At 41.1% G+C, this 20478-nt stretch carries 23 protein-coding genes; 4 read left to right on the top strand and 19 right to left on the bottom strand.

The genetic code is table 11. From position 1 onward, the window contains the following. Positions 1-7 precede the first annotated feature (7 nt). The 11 genes from FWJ32_RS11320 to yhfZ all read right to left on the bottom strand — a co-directional run bounded on the left by FWJ32_RS11320 (position 8) and on the right by yhfZ (position 9523). Positions 8-901 (bottom strand): acetamidase/formamidase family protein, encoded by an 894-nt coding sequence (locus FWJ32_RS11320; RefSeq protein WP_149546066.1) that lies wholly within the window; start codon positions 899-901, stop codon positions 8-10. A gap of 131 nt (positions 902-1032) precedes the next feature. Next, the gene (locus tag FWJ32_RS11315) at positions 1033-1719 is read right to left on the bottom strand and encodes a GntR family transcriptional regulator (protein WP_149546065.1); all 687 of its coding nucleotides are present in this window, start codon (positions 1717-1719) and stop codon (positions 1033-1035) included. Positions 1720-1786: 67 nt separating this feature from the next. Then, on the bottom strand, positions 1787-1924 hold the full coding sequence (locus FWJ32_RS13360) for a hypothetical protein (RefSeq protein WP_162523611.1): 138 nt from the start codon (positions 1922-1924) through the stop codon (positions 1787-1789). 145 nt (positions 1925-2069) lie between these two features. Continuing rightward, entirely contained in the window at positions 2070-3269 is a 1200-nt protein-coding gene (locus FWJ32_RS11310) for a phosphopentomutase (RefSeq protein WP_149546064.1), read from the bottom strand. Further along, positions 3266-4444, bottom strand: coding sequence for a YhfX family PLP-dependent enzyme (locus FWJ32_RS11305; RefSeq protein ID WP_238988877.1), 1179 nt, complete (start codon positions 4442-4444; stop codon positions 3266-3268). Before FWJ32_RS11305 ends, FWJ32_RS11310 begins: the two co-directional genes overlap by 4 nt. Next, entirely contained in the window at positions 4428-5516 is a 1089-nt protein-coding gene (locus FWJ32_RS11300) for an aminotransferase class V-fold PLP-dependent enzyme (RefSeq protein WP_149546063.1), read from the bottom strand. Before FWJ32_RS11300 ends, FWJ32_RS11305 begins: the two co-directional genes overlap by 17 nt. A gap of 104 nt (positions 5517-5620) precedes the next feature. Continuing rightward, positions 5621-6511, bottom strand: a complete 891-nt coding sequence (locus tag FWJ32_RS11295) for a phosphotriesterase family protein (RefSeq protein ID WP_149546062.1) — start codon at positions 6509-6511, stop codon at positions 5621-5623. A 13-nt stretch (positions 6512-6524) separates the two neighbouring features. Next, a complete protein-coding gene (locus FWJ32_RS11290) occupies positions 6525-7805 on the bottom strand; it encodes a YhfT family protein (protein ID WP_149546061.1) in 1281 nt (426 codons plus the stop codon). Then, entirely contained in the window at positions 7806-8180 is a 375-nt protein-coding gene (locus FWJ32_RS11285; RefSeq protein ID WP_149546060.1) for a DUF2620 family protein, read from the bottom strand. Continuing rightward, on the bottom strand, positions 8173-8538 hold the full coding sequence (locus tag FWJ32_RS11280) for a PRD domain-containing protein (protein WP_149546059.1): 366 nt from the start codon (positions 8536-8538) through the stop codon (positions 8173-8175). The genes FWJ32_RS11285 and FWJ32_RS11280 overlap by 8 nt, the downstream gene beginning before the upstream one ends. Before the next feature lie 52 nt (positions 8539-8590). Next, the gene (gene yhfZ / locus FWJ32_RS11275) at positions 8591-9523 is read right to left on the bottom strand and encodes a GntR family transcriptional regulator YhfZ (RefSeq protein ID WP_238988876.1); all 933 of its coding nucleotides are present in this window, start codon (positions 9521-9523) and stop codon (positions 8591-8593) included. Positions 9524-9772: 249 nt separating this feature from the next. Between yhfZ and crcB the strand changes: the two genes are divergently transcribed. Continuing rightward, positions 9773-10150 carry a fluoride efflux transporter CrcB gene (gene crcB / locus FWJ32_RS11270; RefSeq protein WP_203227753.1) on the top strand — a complete coding sequence of 126 codons (378 nt, stop codon included), beginning with the start codon at positions 9773-9775 and terminating at the stop codon, positions 10148-10150. Positions 10151-10171: 21 nt separating this feature from the next. Further along, a complete protein-coding gene (locus FWJ32_RS11265) occupies positions 10172-10525 on the top strand; it encodes a DUF190 domain-containing protein (RefSeq protein WP_238988875.1) in 354 nt (117 codons plus the stop codon). Between the two features lie 190 nt (positions 10526-10715). On the opposite strand, the gene FWJ32_RS11260 is transcribed toward FWJ32_RS11265, so the two are convergent. The 6 genes from FWJ32_RS11260 to FWJ32_RS11235 form a co-directional block, all read right to left on the bottom strand. Further along, a complete protein-coding gene (locus FWJ32_RS11260) occupies positions 10716-12101 on the bottom strand; it encodes a glycoside hydrolase family 1 protein (RefSeq protein WP_149546057.1) in 1386 nt (461 codons plus the stop codon). A 15-nt stretch (positions 12102-12116) separates the two neighbouring features. Next, the gene (locus tag FWJ32_RS11255) at positions 12117-13202 is read right to left on the bottom strand and encodes a DUF871 domain-containing protein (protein ID WP_149546056.1); all 1086 of its coding nucleotides are present in this window, start codon (positions 13200-13202) and stop codon (positions 12117-12119) included. Further along, complete coding sequence (locus FWJ32_RS11250) at positions 13199-13534, bottom strand: PTS lactose/cellobiose transporter subunit IIA (RefSeq protein ID WP_149546055.1); 336 nt, start codon at positions 13532-13534, stop codon at positions 13199-13201. The genes FWJ32_RS11255 and FWJ32_RS11250 overlap by 4 nt, the downstream gene beginning before the upstream one ends. A gap of 74 nt (positions 13535-13608) precedes the next feature. Further along, a complete protein-coding gene (locus tag FWJ32_RS11245) occupies positions 13609-14868 on the bottom strand; it encodes a PTS sugar transporter subunit IIC (protein WP_149546054.1) in 1260 nt (419 codons plus the stop codon). A 21-nt stretch (positions 14869-14889) separates the two neighbouring features. After that, positions 14890-15207 (bottom strand): PTS sugar transporter subunit IIB, encoded by a 318-nt coding sequence (locus FWJ32_RS11240; protein ID WP_338028706.1) that lies wholly within the window; start codon positions 15205-15207, stop codon positions 14890-14892. Positions 15208-15365: 158 nt separating this feature from the next. Beyond that, on the bottom strand, positions 15366-18080 hold the full coding sequence (locus FWJ32_RS11235) for a sigma-54-dependent transcriptional regulator (RefSeq protein WP_149546052.1): 2715 nt from the start codon (positions 18078-18080) through the stop codon (positions 15366-15368). A gap of 304 nt (positions 18081-18384) precedes the next feature. On the opposite strand from FWJ32_RS11235, the gene FWJ32_RS11230 reads away from it, so the two are divergent. Further along, a complete protein-coding gene (locus tag FWJ32_RS11230; protein WP_149546051.1) occupies positions 18385-18567 on the top strand; it encodes a type II toxin-antitoxin system HicA family toxin in 183 nt (60 codons plus the stop codon). A gap of 48 nt (positions 18568-18615) precedes the next feature. Next, complete coding sequence (locus tag FWJ32_RS11225; RefSeq protein WP_149546050.1) at positions 18616-19035, top strand: type II toxin-antitoxin system HicB family antitoxin; 420 nt, start codon at positions 18616-18618, stop codon at positions 19033-19035. 189 nt (positions 19036-19224) lie between these two features. Here the strand turns inward: FWJ32_RS11225 and FWJ32_RS11220 are convergent, their stop codons facing one another. Together FWJ32_RS11220 and FWJ32_RS11215 are read right to left on the bottom strand one after the other, a co-directional pair. Beyond that, the gene (locus FWJ32_RS11220) at positions 19225-19818 is read right to left on the bottom strand and encodes a class I SAM-dependent methyltransferase (protein ID WP_149546049.1); all 594 of its coding nucleotides are present in this window, start codon (positions 19816-19818) and stop codon (positions 19225-19227) included. After that, the gene (locus FWJ32_RS11215) at positions 19811-20329 is read right to left on the bottom strand and encodes an ECF transporter S component (RefSeq protein WP_149546048.1); all 519 of its coding nucleotides are present in this window, start codon (positions 20327-20329) and stop codon (positions 19811-19813) included. The genes FWJ32_RS11220 and FWJ32_RS11215 overlap by 8 nt, the downstream gene beginning before the upstream one ends. Positions 20330-20478 lie beyond the last annotated feature (149 nt).

The following is a 20478-nucleotide window of genomic DNA, read 5'->3' as shown; positions in this document are numbered from 1 at the left end:
AGAGCGTTCACTCCCCAATCTGTTTTAATAAAACCTTTGGCATGGCAAACCTCACGGTCATCATGGGGTCTACCACCTGACAGACCTGAACATTTCCGGCGGCGCTCAAGAGCATACCAGCTTCATTAAATGAAAGGCCCAATAATTTCATCACCAACTCATGCATATCTTTCGTAGCAGTTTTTACTGCTTTGAAAAGATTTTCACTGGACGCAATGGTATAGATATACTCGTCATCCTCAAGCATTGGATTTTTCAGGCCCATGCCGTTTAACACATCAACCTTTACGTCCACACTGCCTGATATCTCCACCCCGGTTACCATTATCTCACCATCGCCCATGCAGGCATGCAGGTCACCCATAGCGAGCAAAGCACCTTCTGTAAATACTGGTAGATACAGTATGGCACCCTTTTTTATCCTTGTATTGTCCATATTGCCACCGTGAGAACCCGGGCAGCCACATGGGATAGACCCGGACTCCGGTGCCACACCAATTACACCTATCATTGGTGAAATTGGCAGTTTTATCGAGTTATTGAACACGGCCAGGCCATTCTCAATAGGTACAATCTTCACCTCAGCTTTTTCTATACCCTCTCCCAGAAGTCCCGAGCCAGGTATTGCCGCCATCACACCATGGTCGTTTATGATTATATCAAGTATTTCCACCCTCAGCACATCGCCTGGCCTGGCCCCCTCCACATATAAAGGCCCTGTGACCGGGTTTATATGTTCCCAGTCAATGCTTTCTATACCCCTATCCGCATCCTGGACACGGTCCGCAAAACAATCACAGGTCTCAAACCTGACTGTACTCCCTGAGGGCACCATCAATACAGGCCTATTATTAGCACTCATATTATAAATACACTTTTCCTTTTCTATATGATATTCCATATGCGATTCCCCCTTTCGGGAAAATATAGCACAAAACTGGCATGTTATCAAGATAAAGTTATACAGACGTTTGTGCTATATCTTATAAATTATAAAAAATGCTGCTCAAAAAGCAGCATTTTCAGTAAACCCTATTTAGACTTTTCTTCCTCCAGTTTGCTTATATATGCATCTCTGGAATTTTCTATATGTCTCTTGGCATAATACTCGGCCCTGCTGGCATTATGGGATTCTATTTCCCTTACTATCTGACTGTGTTCCATGGTAGCCTCTTCTATCCTTCCGTGGAATGAGTATCCCACACGGGTATATGTCCTGATATATTCCTGAAGATTTATAAGCATCTGATAGAGTTTCTCATTGCCAGCAATCTTATATATGGTTTCATGAAATTTTATGTGCAGGTCTTCCAGTTCTTCCTCATTGTTTAACGCCACGCACTTTTCCATTTCGTTTAGTATCCTGTTAAGCTGATTTATCTGTCTCTTGTTGGCATTTTCTGCCGCCAGACGGGCGGCCAGGCCTTCCAAAACCTCACGGATGTTAAATACATCTATGACCTCTCTGGGGGTAACCATGGAGACCACCGCCCCCTTCCTTGGAAGCTGCACGGCCAGGCCTTGCGATTTTAGTTTCTGTATCGCCTCCCTCACAGGTGTACGGGAGATACCCAGCTTTTCCGATAGTTTCCGTTCTACCAGCCTCTCCCCAGGCTTTAATTCTCCACTTAGTATTGCATTTTTAAGTAAATTAAAAACCTTATCGCTTATGGAACTATCATCAATCTTTATGGGTTTTAGCAGCTCCTTGTTTATCATTTATTGCCTCCAAACGCAAAAGATTATCGCTACTATATTATATATTATATCATTTGCCCATCTATCCTCAATATTTTTTGAAATTTTTTATGTTCACGGATTTTATCTTCCCTTCAAGACCATCTATACCCCCGTAGCCTACTCTTTTCCTGCTCGGTTCAAGAGAATAATCTGTCACATTTTCATTCAAGGCCACGCTGTACACAAAGGCTCTCCATCTTTGAAATCAGCACTGGAAATGAGAAACGCAGTAACTGTAAATACCGGATTAAATCTTAATCTTACAAAAAATTGGTGTGCCGGCACTGCTACCGGCACACCAAAACCCTGTATTTATAGATTGGTTCCCTTTATAGCAAATTTAAAAAGCTGGCCCCATTTTCCGGCATTGCTACCCTGAAAAATTCTGCTATGGTTGCACCTATATCAGACAATGTATTTCTTATACCTAAGTCCACAGTTTTTAATTTTCTCCCATATACCAGAAGTATGGCCCTTTCTCTGGTGTGATGGCTATGACCTATGGTTGGGTCGTTACCGTGGTCACCGGTGATGATAAGTAAATCTTCATCATTCATGCCATCCATAATCCTTGGAAGATATCTGTCTACTGTCATCAACTTTTCTCCATACCTAACAGGGTCCTGGGAGTGGCCAGCAAGGTCTGTCTCCTGCACATTGGCTGCTATGAGGCCACTATCCTGTGCTTTTATCTTCTCCAGTATAAGATCCAACACGCCCTCTGTTTCGACCATTGGCATATACTCAGCTCCATCGCACCCTATAACATCTGCCATCTTTCCTATAAGGGATACATCATAACCAGCTCTCTTTAGTATTGTAGGTACCTGAACATCCGGATTTACACCATATCCTAAGTGTCTTACTATATAGCCATTCCTGTAGACACCTGACTTTGGTGCATTAATGCCAGTGATATCCCCTTCTTTTACCTCTACTGCATTGAGGATATCCTTTATGGTTACACCTCTGCCACCAAATACTATTACCCTGCCCACCTCAACATTTTCTCTTACTATACGTCCAATCTTTAGCTCTTCTTCAAAGGATATATAGTCTAAGGGTGCTGTGAGGTTGTAGTTTTGCCCAGGGTCGGCCTCAATGTTATCTGCCACTGTTACCAGACCATTTACCAGAAGATAGGGATGAGATGGGTCTGGCCTTTCTACATCATACCCCGCATCCGTGAGGGCTCTTTCTACCTTGTCTATATAATATATAAATGGTTTCATCACAGGCATCCTTGGCTTTGTACCCATTATCTCCTGATGGCCCTGGTATGTGTCTGCTCCAAAATGAGCGAGATTGCTGCTGCCAAAACTCGCTATAGGTTCTTCTACTCTCTTTATCTTATCTAATTCCACTACGTAACCTGCACCCATCTTCTCCAGGTTTGGTATATTAAGGTTGCTTTGCTCCGCCACATGCTTCAGCGTATTTGCCCCTTTGTCATGCGGTCTTACCGCATCCACATCGTCCATCTCGCCCACACCAAGGCTGTCTATAACCAACAATATTACTCTCCTCATCTTATCTCATCTCCAAGAGAAGTGAAAATGCCAACAAGACGTGGCCTGCCCTCACGTATGCCATCTATCACTGCTACCTTTGCCCTTGTGACAAATACCTGTGTCCTGAAAGCATATATGAGAGTGTCACCTATTTTCAAAAGTCCTTCATCATCAATAACTGTACCATAATAGTCAATGGACTCGGCCGGTATCTCCTCCACGTCAAATGTTGTCTTAAGCCGCGGGCTGTATGCTTTTTTCATACGGGAACGTGGATAAAACCCACCTCCAAATACGTAGGCCCTGTCCCTATCCCTGTGAGATACCTCTGTGATATAGACTATGGCCTGGCCCTCAGGTTCATCCCCACGGGCATGGAGCGGCGTAGTACCTGTAAGAGCGTGGCCAGGCTCCCCATGGGTCATCCCCATCTTCTTTAAAATGGGTATGGACGAAACACATGTGGCACTGGGGCCGTTTATCTGCTTGACCTCAATACCCATGCCTCTCAAAATTTCTGCTGCTCTTTTAATCGTATAAACATTCGTTGTGGGTTCAATAGCCCTGCTATCTTCACTATATAGAAAACACGGAAAAGATGTCACACCAACAATCCTCACATTGCCAAGCTTACTTATGCTATCTACCGTCTCCTCTAAGCATTCAAGCCTTATACCACCTTCCTGTCCTGGATATATATAGTCTCCATTATCTATTACCCTGAGGAGTATATCCTGGATGAGGCCCATTTCAGCAGCCACCTCATTTATCTCTGCAGCCTTCTCTGCACTAAAACAGGTTATGACCTCAGGCCTCATATCCAGTGCCTCTTTTATATCCCTCTTCGCTATCTGTACCAGGTGGCCCATATGGCCTATCTTAATACCGTTTCTATGCAAGACCCTTGCCTCATCCATATCCACAGCCACGGCCTTTTCAATACCGCTTTCAACTATAGCCTGGGAAATAACCGGATTTCGTCCAAACTGTTTTGTCATAAAGTATAGCTCTATACCGTACTCTTTCCCTTCCCGAGCAATGAGAGAGGCATTCCTCTTAATCATGCTTAGGTCCACACAGTATGTGTTAGGGCCAATATCTCCATCCTTATATAGTTTATATGCTGCGTCTATCAATGCTGGATTGCTCTTTAATACTGCCTCTAAAAACATGTCATCACCTGGCTTTCTCAATGGCCTCTTTCAATATCCTTAAAACAGTCTCACTTCCAGCTCTCATGGGATTTACCCTTATCATATAGTCTTTTATTTCAGGGTTATCTTTTATAAAGGTACCTGATGCCCTGTAAAACATAGGAGTAGCCTCGTACCTGGACTCTGCACCCACAGGGTGCGTTGCTGCACCAAGTCTATCTGCCTCTTTTATAACCTTAGCCGAGATAGGCTCGCAGAGTTCCACAAGGATAGTCCTGGACTGGGCATTGGTGATATATGCCGCCTTTGCCCCCTCTATCATACCCGAATTTATTGCATCAGCTACCTTGTTAATCTCTTCTGCCTGTATAGCAACCATCACCGGGACATAAATCATGGACCTAAGTGCCTCCATAGCCTCATGCCCCTGTACCTGGCCACCTCCTGAGTAGTTCATCTCCCTGATTCTATCAGCGACATTTTTATCACATACTATGCAGCCTATACCCTCAGGCCCCAAGAGCTTAAAGCATGAAAAGCATGAAGCATTTGCCCCTACCTGTGTGCCTATATATCTGGTCTTTAATACCGTATAGTTCTCATCGGTAATTATTGGAACATTAGAGGCATCTCTTATAGCTTCGATCAGCTCATACATATCATACCTATCGGAGCTCTTCTGTCTGGAGTGCTGTATATACACCGCCTTTATATCTTCTGACAATGCCTCCAAAACTGCCTCTGTATCGTTCATGTCCGCCCTTATAAGCTCAAGGCCCATGTATTCCATCGTAGTAGCTGTCGTGGAATAAACAGGTGCATCGTGTATAAGCACCCTATCCCCGGGCTTTAACAAAGCCTGAAGAGCAAACCTTATAGCACCTGTACCTGCACCCCTCACCAGTACAGCATCCTCTGAACCAAAGAAATCCGCTATGACACTTTCCACCTTTGACGTGACAGTGGGCCTCCCATAGCCCGGCACCACTCCCAGGTCACCCATGCTTAAAAAATCAGTACCTGTAAAGTGGCGAGTGATAGTATCTACCAGTTTAAACTGAAGTTCTTTTGCCTCATTTAGTGTTAAAAACTCTAATGGAAATGTCTTCACATGTTTCACCTCATATTATCTTTGACTCCCGTACATTAAGACCACAATGGTATGTCAAAATTTCATACACGCATTTGGTGGATTGAAAATTCGTTACTATAACATTAAGTCAAAAATATACGGGCGGGATTTTCTATCAACATATTATCTATATCTTCCTGTTTTAAACCATTTTTAAGCAGCATCGGTATAAACGTATTCATTATATACCCATGTCCATAACCGCCATACCTCTTAAGGTGTGACTTTCTAGTAATATCGAGGGACAGGACTATCCTGTCCCTATAGCCCATGTCAACCAGTCTTAATATATTTTCTGCACGCAGTTTGTCAGGCTGGTAGTTAAGCTTGCCAATGGTATCAAAACCCACAAAGCATCCATAGTCCAGTATCCTACTGTAGTAATCCATGTCTGGGTTTAAATCAATATGCCCTATTATAACCTTACTTAGATTTACGCCATTCCTCTTTAAAAACTGAAGCTGCTCAATGGCCAATTTACCCATGGTTGTATGGGTATATATTGGAGTTCCTGTCTCATTATGGGCATAGCAGGCAGCCATAAATACCTTTTCTTCCTCCTCAGTAAAGATATTACTCGTACCTATTTCACCTATCAACCCTGCCTTAATACCTGTGCCATCTATACCTTCTCTTATTTCACTTATCATGATCCCGGCCAGTTCCTTATAGTTTTTGCTTCTCACCTCATCAGGGAGGTAAGGGGTCTTGTAGTAGCCGGTAGAGGCTATCACATTGATGTTGGACGCTTTAGACAATATGGCCATCTTTCTTATATCCCTGCCCATACCTCTATTGGTCACATCCACTATGGTGTCAATGCCTGCGTTCCTTATCTCTTTGAGGTCTTCTACTATCGCCTCTTCATCATTGAGACTTGCATCCTCATTCTTGTTTGCCGATAGGTCTATAGTCAGGTGTTCATGCATAAGAGTTCTACCTAATTTTTCTAGTTTACCTGTAACTGAGTTCATAAAATCACCTTTCTTATGCAGCCGGTGGTATATAAAGTCCAATTACTGCCAGCACATTTACTAATATACCAACTATTATTGCACCTACAGGACCTATAGCCATGCGTACTATTGGTCTACCTGCAATCTCATTTAAAAGGTAAATACCTATTACAAGGAACATACCAAGACCCGACATCATAGTATTGCCAGCATTAATACCGCCGACCAGAAGGGCAATCTCCAATAGCTGACTCATGGATGTCCTTATATTATCTGCCGATTTCCTTATACCTGGAAATCTATCCAAGAAACCGGCTATGCCTCCCAGCAGATACACCTCTACAAAGATTATCACAAATCCCAGCACAGCAGCTATGATTGGATTATTTGAGAACAGGGCTGCCGCATATATGAATGTCATCCCGACGGGGCCATATACACCTGTAGAAATTGCTGTTGTACCTACCAGAGGCACAAATCCTATGGCCCTCGCCAGGGCGGTTAAGGCTGCATCAGAGTACTTTGTTTCTTTTACAAGGTTCAATGAAATAGGGTCACCTGCAAGCAGATGCATAGCTGTTGCTGCAGCAACCAGTGCTCCCATTACAGCAAGTATCCATACATTCTTCTTTATTCTTGCCACCCTGCCAGTAAAAAGTGTAGCCAAGTTAGTATCATCTGTGGCCTTCTCTTGAGCGCCATATATTATAAGCATAATCATACCTGCTAACATGGCCATCCCATCAGGATTTAATGAAATATTGGCTCCACCAATTGCAAACGGGCTGAATCTGACAATCAGAATCCTGACCAGCGCTGATATTGAAAGGGTGATTATTCCATTTGAAATGCCATGTTGAAGAGCAACAGCCAGGGCTGGAAACGCTGCAAAGGCAAGCACTACCGGTGTACCCACTGCACCCATGGCATCAAATATGTTTACTGGTAACGATTTAAATAAGGTTACTATCCATTGAAGTCCAAGCAAAAGCCCCACACCATATACTGCCCCTATTACTCCTGCTATGATGCTTCCTGTGTTGCCTTCCGGGGACCATGTGCCAATGATGTCTGTACCCAGAAGTATGCTGTGAACCAAAAGTATTGCTGCACCAATGGAGACCGGTATGCCAAAACCTATTACAAGTCCAAAGCTCATGGCAAAACTGGTGGCAGCAAGCTCTGCCTTGGTCATTCTTCCCTCAAGATACTCAGGCATTATAGGACGAAGCCCGTCGTTAAACACTGCTATACCCTTCTGGGCCAGTATAGCTGCCAGTGCACCTATAGCTGCAATTACCACAATATTCATTTACTGTTCCCCCTTCTTTTTAAATATGGCACTTAAAATCATAGGTACTGCCCTATCGATGTGGTCATTGGTAAAACCAAAGGCTACCTTGCCCTGTTCTACCACCTTTACAACCTCTTCTTCCTTTGGTGGCCTTCCCGGCATGGATACAGTGGCGCACTTTTGTGCCCCAAGAAGTGCCATAGCCATAGCAAGGGCACCGCCGCCACCTGTAGCACAGGCACCGAAGTAGTATTCGGCCTGGCCATTTTTGACTGCCATGGCCGCCTCAATGTCGGCCATAACCTTTGCCTCTACCCTATCACCTCCTGCTTTCTTTATCGCCTCTGCCACCTTCTGTCTGTCTATAGCCCCTCCTACTGCAATCTTAATCATGCTGATCCTCCTTTTCTTGAAGTATTGAAAGATGCAAAAGTATATATCCTTTTTCACTCTCCGGAAGCTTCCTGTTTAGTATACCCTCCATATATTCAATAAACTCTAAAGCAAGGATATACCCCCTGCTGGACTTGACCTCATCCATCATTGCATCGGGCAGGGCATCCACTTCTTCCCCTTTGCAAACCCTTTCAAGTGACATGGCAAGGTGTGTCAGAAACATCTGCCCATTGTCAGAGTCTATGCCAACCTTCCTCTCACCAAGCCATTCTATGACCCTAAGCACCGTGTCTTTCACATCGGCTGAGATAACCTCACTTTCATAGAGTATGTTTACCCTGTCTATAGCGTTCAACTCAGCACCTCCATTCAATATACAGAACTTTGTATATTACTATATAAAATATTTAATATGCCGGAAGTATCTCGCCTGCTAACACTTTATTCTGAACATTCATCACAAAGTCCTTATCTATTACATGCTTTAATATCCCGCCTATACCCCAGTTAGACTTTTTTACTACTATAGCAGCCACTGTATCCTTCTCATTAAGTTCAAATATCTTGGGATTTTTAAGGTCATAATACGGTATATTCAATCCCCTGTCTATCACCTCATCTATATTCCACACTGCTGCATCAATCTTGCCATCCATAAGGCTCTTTAAAATCTGGTTGTAGCTCAATTCTACATACTCAACCTGTTTACCTTCACATTCATAACATGTAAGTATGAAATGGTCTACAGAGCTACTGTCTAATGCAACCTTCATACCGTCCATTATTTCATTGTTTTTAGGATTTGAGAAAAGAACCTTATGACCTCCCACGTAAGAATATCGACCAAAGTCCATAGCTATCTCCATATCCTTCCCTGAGGCTATATTGAGTTCTGCTGCAAGCATAGACATTACAGCAAAATCATACTTGTCCTGCTCTAATGCCTCTTCCCTTCTATATCCTCCCCTCATGTAGGCCATATTAAAGGGGATATCGGCCTTTTCAAATGTCTTGTATAGGCCTGTGGCCAGGCCCTCGTACCTCCTGGAATAGGGCAGCGGCATAACACCCGTTATGCTCCTTAGACCTGCCACCTCCCACAGTTTCTTATATTCTATACTTTCTATATACGTTCCCAGGTGACCTCTTGCATCCAGCTTCACTGCTCCCGAATCCTCTAAGTATTTTAAGGCTGACTGTATTGTACCCCTACCCAGGTCCAGCTTATCAGCATAGTCCCCCACTGTCTCTATGCGCTGGCCAGGCCGCAGTGAAATTAACTCCCTCGCAAGTCTCAATACCGCTATTCCGTTTTTGGTCAGGAGCTGCTTATCTATCATAGCTATCACCTATACAATATACAATATTTTGTACTATTATTTTAACATAATCTCCCCGCACGTGCAAGCATATTTTAAAAAATATTGACATGAATAACATGAAAACAAACTTGAAAAATTGGCATATCTATATTATAATGGGCATAAAAGTGATGGAGTTCACTATAGCTGTTCTTACAGATGATAACTCCTATTACGGCAAGAGCCATAATAGGAGTTTATTTATTTTTAAGCGAAAGGGGATATGATTTGGGCAGAGTACTTTTAGTAGGTATTGGAGGTTTCATTGGCTCCATACTAAGGTATTTAATTTCAGGATGGGCCGAGACTTATTTTAGCAGTAATATACCAATGGGCACTTTGCTGGTAAACGTGTCAGGGTGTTTCCTTATAGGTTTTATTATGGAGGCTGCTACGGCAGTGTTCCCTTTATCAGCCGAACTCCGCATATTTTTGACCACTGGCTTTATGGGAGGTTTTACGACTTTTTCCACCCTTAGTTATGAAACAGCTATCATGCTCAGTGATGGTAGTAATGTTTTGGCACTTATAAATATACTCTTGAACATAGGATTGGGTATAACGGCTGTATGGCTTGGAAGGATTTGTGCTCAAATACTGGCATAGGTCTTTATGGGGGTGAACATTTTGAAAATTGAGGGCAAGGGTAAGTTATTAAAAATATTTATAGGGGAATCAGACCACTGGCATGGGGAACCTCTTTATCATGCTATACTAAAGAAAATAAAGGAAAACAATATGGCCGGTGCCACTATAATCAGGGGCATAGAGGGTTATGGTGCTAATAGTAGAATACATACCTCAAGAATACTCAGGTTATCTGAAGACCTTCCCATTGTCATAGAAATAGTAGATAAGGAAGAGAAAATAATGCAAATTATAGATGTACTAGATGAAATGATTCAAGAGGGATTGATGATAGTTATCCAGGATGTAGAAATAATAAAGTATTCCCCAACTAACAAAACCGGAAACAGCTAATACCGGGTAATCTGAGCATAAAATATGCCTGCATATATATAAGGAGGTATCCTATTCTGGATACCTCCTTATATTGAAATTTTAACTCACATTCCTTTGTTATACTTAAGGTGCAAAAAAGTTATGAATGGAGAAATGGTATAATTAAATTTATTGCAGTTATTCAAATAAAAATATTTATGCAATAAACCTATTCTTCAAAACCGTTATTTTTTGTCATCTCTTTAAACCAGTAAGCACTCTTTTTGGGCGTTCTCTTAAGCGTCTTTAAATCAAGGGATATAAAGCCATACCTGTTTTTAAAGGCATTGAGCCATGACCAGTTATCTATAAATGTCCACATATGATATCCCTTTACGTTACACCCCTCTTGAATGGATCTATACAGCCATTTCAGGTGCTCTTTTACAAATTCTATGCGGTAATCATCCTGTACCATTCCATCTTTTATAAACCTGTCTTCATTTTCTACTCCCATACCGTTTTCTGATACGTATCTTTCTATGTCGCCGTATTCGTCTCTTATCCTTATCATTATGTCATATATTCCCTTTTCATATATCTCCCACCCCCTATACGGGTTCATCTTCCTGCCCGGCATTTCGTAGTTGTCATAGAACCATTCAGGGGTAATAGGGGAGTATGGGTTGGGTAGTGTTTCTTTTGCCTTTACTCTCCTCGGTGAGTAGTAGTTTACACCTAATATCTGTATGGTGTTTTGTCTTATAAGCTCTTTGTCTCCCGGCTGGATGTCAGGCATAAGGTTGTATCTTTTTATTATTTCTATGAGCTTTTCAGGGTATTCCCCTTTTATCGACGGGTCTAAAAAGCTTCTATTGTGAAACAGGTCTGCTATGTAGGCCGCTTCTTCGTCAAAAGGATTATCGCTCCTTGGATATACTGGAGACAGGTTCAGTATAACACCTATCTTACCACTTTGATGCTGCTTTTTATATTCTTCTATGGCTTTCGCCTGGGCTATCATTGTATTGTAGGTTACCTGCACGGCTGCCTTAAAGTCCTGCTTGCGTGGGTAGTGGGTCTGGTTTAGATAGCCTCCCTCTACCGGCACTATGGGTTCATTGAATGTAAACCAGTACTTTACCCTGTCTCCAAACAGTTTGAAGCACGCACCGGCATAGTCTTTATATGCTTCTACTACATCTCTGTTTTCAAAACCTCCTATCTTCTGCATCTCCCACGGCATGTCAAAGTGAAAGAGGGCCATAAACGGTTCTATTTCATTAGCTATGAGTTGATCTATTACGTTGTTATAGAATTTTACTGCCTCTTGATTGATTTCACCTTTCCCCTCAGGTATGAGTCTTGACCATGAGATTGATGTCCTGAAGGAGTTGTGGCCAAATTCTTTCATGAGCTTTATGTCTTCTTCGTATCTGTGATAGAAGTCTGTTACAGTCTGAGGCCCTACACCATTATAGAACACATTGGGTTCTTGTGTGTACCAGTAGTCCCATACATTTGAACCTTTCCCTCCTTCTTGTGATGCTCCTTCCATCTGAGCTGCCGATGAGGCACTGCCCCACCAAAAACCTTCTGGAAATTGGTATTTCATCGTATCACGCCTCCGTCATCTCAGTTTTAATTTAAATTTTTGCCATGGTCTGAGGTAGTCAAGAAGGTATATCTCTTCTTTAGCTATTCTGCCAACCACATTTGTCTTGCCACTGTTTTTCATGTCTTTTAAGGCTATCTGCAGCTCACCAGCATATCTTTGATACAGGGAGCTTTGTATGAGTATGTCCCCCTTTTTTATAATTTCTTTGGGATTAAAAAGTTTAAATTCATATTCACTGTATTTAACCCTGCTCTGCGTAGACCTTATTACATACTCCGATATGTCTCCGCGGTTGATGTGAAGTTCATCTAAGACTATCTTTTTCTCTATTTCAGATATACCTTCATTTAATTCAACGTTAAATGTCAGTATATTCTTGTCCATCTCTCCGAGGATCTTTAGTTCTTCGTCAGATGCAAAGCAGTCACCTATAATTACAGTATCTATAAGTCCGGTATTAAAAAGGTCTTTAGCCTGAGTGTCTATGGGAAGGCCCCTGTGTTCCTCCAATGTGCAAAGCCCGTCATTATCTGGCCAGGCCCCAAATGTTGAACTTGGCGATGTCACAAATGCAGCTGTCTTTATACCATACCTTTTATAGACCTCAGAACAACGCATAAAGTGTTCTCGTGAAATCCCTGTATACTTAAGTGGGTAGAAGTTGTGACATCCTAACAGATTTTCAACATTTGGCTTGTATTCCATAATCGTCTCAAGATACTTGGTCCCAGAACTCATATTTATTTCTATCTTCAAACCATATGGATTAAAAGTCATCATACTCTCTTCCAGTCCACTAAAGCCAGTATCAAGTCTTATACCGTATAGATTCAGATCATGAAAAAGCTTCATATCCCCAACACCAATATTTAGCGTTTTAAGCACACCAGGGTTTATATCTGCAATCACGTTCATACCCTTTTCATTGGCAAAAGCACATATCTTCTTGAATCTATCCAGTATATCTCCACTTTCTTCTATAGATATAAGATTGGTAAATATCCGTGTAAAACCATATCTTGACGCTGTATCTATATACCTAAGGTTGTCTTCTATATCAGCTTTTTCTGGATAAACAGATATTCCGAGTTCTCTCATTTGCACCGCTCTTTCTCCCTTTCCAGTTCATTTAGCCTCTTAAATACATCTAAAAACTCCTTTGCCAGTGTGTGTATTGTTATGGCATTCATAAGATGATCCTGCGCATGTACAAGAAGGATTGACATGGAAAAGCTCTCTCCAGATGCCTCCCTCTGCAGAAGTTTTGTCTGCATATCATGTACCATTGCAAGTTTTTCATCAGCTTCATTGAGACTCTCTTCAGCCCTTTCATATTCTCCATTTTTAGCATATCCTATAGCTTCCATAGCAAGGCTTCGAGCTTCACCACTATAAGCTATGAGGTTAAGTATGTCTCTTTCAAGGTCCATCATAATCTCTCCTTAAATATAATGTCAGAGTTTTTAAATTATATAATAAGTCAAAGTAACGGACACATTGTCCGTTACTTTGATACTGCTTCTTCCTTTTCTTCTACCTTTTGCCTGTCTAAGAGCATGACAAATGGCATGTAAATCAAGGTCGCAACTATCAGGTTTATTATAGCTACAAGTGCTGCTGTCCAGCTCCCGCCAGTCGCAAGAAATGCGCCCACACCCACAGGTGATGTCCACGGTATAGCCACATATGTCGGTGGCACAAGTCCTATGGCTGTAGCTATATATGCAATTAAAGTAAGCACAGGCTCAACTATTATAAAGGGTATAAATAAAATTGGGTTCAAGACTATAGGTAGTCCAAATATTACTGGTTCATTAATCTGAAATATGCCAGCTGGTAGAGCCAACCTTGCTAACGTTTTCAAATCCTTTCTCCTCTTAGCAACAAGTATTATAGCTACAAGAAGTCCCAGGGTAGCTCCCGAACCTCCAAGATGACAGAATACGTCAAAGAACACCCTTGTAATAAGGAACTGAGGGTGAGCGCCAGCTTGGACTGCCGCAGCATTTGCTTGCAGTGCAGGGACATAAACAACATTCATCACGGGGTCTAAAAGGTTTGCACCGTGAAGCCCAAAGAACCAGAAGAGTGTTATAAGGAATGTGGCGAGCATTGCAGATCCGACACCCTGACCTATATTCTGGAGTGGCGTCTGTATTGTCTTTAATATTATGTCATATAGGCTTCCAGCACCAGATGCAGAGATTATAGCAGCGACTATGCCAAACAAAAATATACTTCCTAAACCAGGGATTAAAGCTGCAAACGCCCTGCCAACAGCAGGTGGTATGTCTCCGGGCATGTTGATAACTATGTGTGCCTTTGTAAGCCTTACAAATATTTCTGTCGATATGATTGCCACTATCAGGCCTGTAAACAGTGCAGTGGCATCTAAATAGTTTACTTTTAGTCCCCCATCTGTCTGTGGAAGTGTAACAATAAATGAGGCTAACGATATAAGGCCGGCGGCAAGAGCATCCTCGTCGTAACTTTTTGCCAGATTATACCCCGTTGCAAACACCACAAATATGGTCATTATAGCAAATGTACCAGCCCACACAGCATTGTTTATAGGTACCAAAAATTTCAGTGCGGGAATCCACACACATAATGTGTTATTGATAAGTACAGCAAAAGCACCGGCAAGTGTAATAGGCATCACGGCTGCAAAACCATCACGAATAGCTAACAGGTGTCTCTGTGAACCAATCCTTGCTGCCACAGGTACAAAATGCTCATCCATAAAATTTATAAATGTATCCATTGAAATCCCCCTTTCAAGTTATTAGTTTTTCCCTTCAATCAGTTTTAAGGCCCGATCCAGGACAACCTCACCGTTCATCATCCCGTAATCTCTACTATTAATTACGTCTATAGCTAGTTTTTTGCCCTCCAGGCTCTTTTTGAGTTCATTGTAGAGGTATCTTACCTGCGGCCCGAGGAGTAAAACATCCACGTCATCATAGTGTGCCTTGGCATCAGCCTGAGAGGCAGCAAAAATCTCCACATCATCTATCCCTTTCTTAGCAGCAGCTTCTTGCATCTTTTTTACAAGAAGGCTTGTTGATGAGCCTGAAGAGCAAACCAGCATAATTTTTTTCACACTCTCACCTCCTTCACACACTACTATAGTAGCAATTTTCATGCCAGAAAGTTATAAGCTTGAAATGCTTTAAAAGTCCAGTTTATAAGGGAGATCTTCAATGGATATCTATCAAAAAAGTGTGCAGTTATAAATGCACACTTTACACACTGTAAATTTTATACCGATTCAATAGCGTTTTCAAGAAACATGCGGCAGAGATATGCACACTCATGGATTCCAATATCTACACTACATAATTCCTCAATTTCTTTTAAGTTAGCCTTTATTATTTTCATCTGATTATTGTGTATCTCAACATAATCCTCTATACCCTCAAATGTATTTTCTGTACCGCCGGAAGAGAGTTTTTCCGCAAGAAAACACAGGTGTAGCATTATACCTATCTTTACATCGGGCATCAGCTTGATATTTAATGCACCTTCAATATCATCCACTGTCCGTCCGGCAACCTTAAAACATTCCTCTCCATCTATGGAATTAAAATACCCTTTCAGCGAAGACCTGATATCATCAAAGGTATTGGCTTCATCCTTTATCCTCATGATGGTATCCCTGGCTTTCCCGGTAAGAAGGTCTACGGCCGGTATGAATGGAATACCTGCAAATGAAAAGTCCAATGTGCCTACTATAGCTAAAATATTATAACTTTCTCTATATTTTTCAACAGAATTTTTGAAATGAATCTTGTCAATGAATTCCATTGATATTATACGTATGTTATCTACATCTTTCAGGTACTCGTCCTTAAGTATTTTCTTTAATTCTTCTGCTGCACCTTTACCCGTAAAGCAGGCAGTTATGATTATATTTTCTATCCTGTCCTTTTCCTGTTTTTTAATTGGCAAACTCCTGTTGTTTATCTTAAGAGCAGATTCGTATATATCATTCAAGTCCTTACCAAGTACTGCCTTGTGACACGCATCTATAACCATTATTGTTGTTACCATGTCCACAGTTTTTACGTCTATACTGGTCTCCTCAGATATTATATCCCCAAAGTTTTTCAACGACCCCATATCAACAAGCAGTAAAACACCTTTACCTTCATCGGCTTTTATCACGTTTTCTTTCACAATATCATACATCTTTTCTGGGTTTAAACTCAGCGGCATATCAAGGCCTATTGCGTGTTCTACTCCTACAAGTTCATTGGCAACCTGGGCCATACTGCTTGCTGTTGAATTGCCATGCATTACCACCAGTATGCCCACTTTCCCATCTTCTTTTGATTCTGCTGTATTGGAATCCTGGACAAAAAACATGGCAAGATAGCCTATTTCATCCAACGGGGTTTCAATATTAAACGTCCTGTCGATTATCCTTGCTGCCTCCATGGCTGTCATAAACTCATCCGGGTAATTTACCCGTATAAAGTTTGTCCTTGGGTTATATATACGGCTTCCAGACTTTATGCGGTTTATGGTTTTTTGCAGGTGAAGGGCCAGGCCAAAAAATATCCGCTCATCCATATACCTTCCCAGCCTTTCCTCTGCCATATTGAGTATAGTCTCTGTTGCATTTATCACATTTTCACCGACAATCTTAGATATCTGGTCTTTCCGGTATCTACCAGGCATCTTCTGTATATATTTTTTAAAATGCTTCTCAATTTCACCATTTAATATCTGGTTTATCTCCTCTTCACCGATACCACTTTCCTTCAATATATTAAGTTTTTTCTCAATTGCATCATAAAAGTACTCATCTCCGTCATCAGAAATAGTTGTATAGTCCATATCACCGTCTGATGAAAAATAGAGTATATCATCTGCCTCAGGTAAAACAGCATCAATCTCATCTCTGTATTCATGGACCTTCATAGTACCACGTTTCACATAGGATGGAACATCATCTGATGAGATAAAAAGATAATCTCTGTTTTGCGACTTAAAATTTAAAAAGGACCTGGCACATGCTATCTGAATGTCGCTCTTTAACTGCCCCACATTTCCCGGGCAGTCATACAGGAGAAAAGATATAAAGGAGTTTTTGTCCACATAGATACCCCTGTTTACCCTTCTCGCTTCTTCTCTTAAAAAGTTGCTTACCAGGCTGAACCTCTCCGAAAGACTCCTGTCACGCAGCGGCGGAAGGTTTATAAGGACTGGTATCCTTCTTGTAAACGTTTTTAACAAAAAAGAATCAGGTTCTTCAGTAGTAGCAGCAATTATCCTTACACTCACTTTTACAATTTCTTCTGTCTCACCCAGCGGCCTGTAATATCCCTTGTCCATATAGGTAAAGAGTATTTCCTGCCCCTGCGGTGGAAGGCGGTGTATCTCATCCAAAAAAATTATGCCACCATCAGCCTTTTTAAAAAGGCCAGGCCTGTCCGTATTTGCCCCGGTGTACGTACCCTTCTTTACGCCAAAAAGCTGTGCCACCAAAAGCTGTGGATTGTCTGCATAATCTGCACAGTTAAAACTAATAAAAGGTGCATCCAGCGATAATACACCAGACTCTAAAGCAAACCTGTACATGGCCTCAGCAAACATGGATTTTCCCACTCCAGTCTCTCCAAAAATAAGTGTATAGAGACCATGAGGAGGGTAAAGTACCGCAGCCTTTGCCAGTTGCACAGCCGTCTTGAGGCTCATGTCAGCACCAACAAGCATATCTAACGAACCCGCAACATTCTTCTCTCCCGCTTTATCTATGGACTCAGAACTTTTTACATCGCAAGGCTTGTAAAGCACAGGACGCCCATTAACCTTTTCAACCTTTCCCATCTTGCATAGCTCATTTAAATATCTACTGGCTGTGCTCCTATCAATCCCTGTCCTGGAACTTATGTCAAAGGCGCAGACACCATCTTTATAGTCTTTGACAAGCTCTAATAGCGCTTCGTATATCTCATTTAGTTTCTTCATAACACATCACCTTACTAAATCTATAGATGTGCGACTTTTATTATGTTATTATAAATATAAGCTATATTGTGTTAAATGTAAAGGTAGTGGTATAGATAAGCCATTCAGGATATCTGTAATGGATACCCCGAAATGTCATGCCAGTATATTCCTTTTCTCAAATATAAACATGAAAAGCACTTATAAATATCAGTAAAAATATTTTTATTGTGTACTGTTCATCTGAGAGGCAATAATAGATAAAGTATTCTTGACACGTGCTATTTACACGTGTTAAAATATTGTTGTTGGGAGGAAAAAATTAATGAAGCCTAAAGAAGTCCTTAAAATTTTGTATAAAGACGGCTGGATTGTAAAAAACCAACGTGGTTCACATATCCAGCTTATCCATCCCATAAAACCCGGTAAGGTCACTATTCCTAACCACAACAAAGACCTTGACCCGAAAACTTTAAATAATATCTTTAAGCAGGCAGGTTTAAAATGATATCATGTTTGTAAGAATAATTTGTGAATATATCAAGGAGGTAATGTTATGGATAAATATATATTCTCCGCTGTGTTTGAGCCCGGCAATATAAAAGGTTATGTTATAACATTCCCTGACTTACCTGGCTGTATAACCGAGGGTGATACCCTTGAAGATGCCCTTGCTATGGCCAAGGATGCTCTGGAACTGCACCTATATGGTATGGAAGAGGATGGTAACTTCATACCACAGCCCACCCCGCCCGAGAAAATACACGCTCCGGAAGGCTCTTTTGTTGTACCTGTTGAGGTCTACATGCCTCCTGTTAGGGACGAGATGGCAAACAAAGCTGTAAAAAAGACCCTGACATTGCCTAAATGGTTAAACGATGCGGCTGAGAAAGCTGAAATAAACTTCTCTCAATTATTGCAGCAGGCTTTAAAGGAACGATTAGGTATAAATGAGCGTAAAAAGAAAGCACTCTAATTGATTTTATAATATATATCCCCCTTGTACAAGGGGGGGATATATTAAATTAGAATTGACATTAAAATCTATTTGTCTATACTATTCCTGGCTAAAATCCCTTTTTGATAATAGTGTTTTACTTCTCTCATCTCGGAAGTTTTCTCAATAGTAATGTAGTGCCGTTTCAAACCCCTAACATAAAGTTCTTTAAGCAAGCCTATTTCTCCCAATAACCAAAAACATATCCTCATTATCTATACTTTCAACACACTCCATATGGTTCTTATCCAATATGTCCATTATTTCATCTATAGGTGGCAAAAAATGATCTGATAAACCAGGTATCTGACTGTGAAGTTCATTTATAGCCCTACGGCTTTCTGAGTGAAAAATTATAATATAGCCATTATCTTTCAAAAGCCTACGGGCATTCTCAACAGCCTTTGCTTTATCCCCTATATGAGGAAAAACAGAATAAAAAAATATGTAATCATATGACTTATCTTTAGCAGAAAAATTTTCTATATTGGCTTCTATAAAGCTGACATTTGGATAATTATATTTCTTTTTTGCCACCTTAAGCATCTCTTTTGATATATCAATAGCAGTAATGCTACCTTTGTCTCCCACCCTTTTCAAAAGAAGTGGTATAAGAACTCCTGTACCAGTACCAACGTCTAACACCTTATCTCCTTCAGCCATATCAAGCATATCCAGGACAAAATCAATTTTGCTATAATCATGTTTGACAATCTCATCCCATTTTTGCGCTATATCGTCAAAATATTTTAAATTATCCATGCTTCAGTCTCCTTTCAACAAGCATTACAATTATGGGTATCAATATGAGCTGAATAATAATCCCAGGAATACCATTGACTATGCTGGTATATATATACACCAATGGAGGCAGCATCTTCACCGAGAAGAAAGTAACCAAAACCCATGCTACCAGACCGGCAACCACTCTGCCAGCCAGCATAGAGACGATCAGTGAAGTAAAAACGTTCTGCTTGAGTTTTTTATAAATTATACTTACTAATAAACTATAGGTGCTTAACTCAAATACCATAATTGGCAGCGTAGGAATCAATGGCGGCATTCCTGTCATCAGAGAACTCAGGATTGGTGTGAGTGCCCCCACGCATATAGAATATAACGGGTCGAGAAAAAAACCTGCTAAAATTACAGGAATATGCATTGGCAAAAACACGGACCCCATGCCTACGGCATGAAATAATATTGGTATAATTATACCAAGTGCTATAAACAACGCACTCAAAACAATATTCCTTGTTGCTCTGTTGTACATCATTTTACCTCCCTCAATAAAAATTCAAAATAAAAAGCCATGAAATTTGCTGTTACATACAGCTACCTTCATGGCTTTTTTCAACAATGATATAATAATCTATATGTGCAAGAACATATTTGACCTTCTGGCCAATAAATTCCTTCTAT

The sequence above is a fragment of the Calorimonas adulescens genome, assembly GCF_008274215.1.
Taxonomy (GTDB): Bacteria; Bacillota; Thermoanaerobacteria; order Thermoanaerobacterales; family UBA4877; genus Calorimonas; species Calorimonas adulescens.
This window is presented reverse-complemented; position numbering and strand designations above follow the sequence as displayed.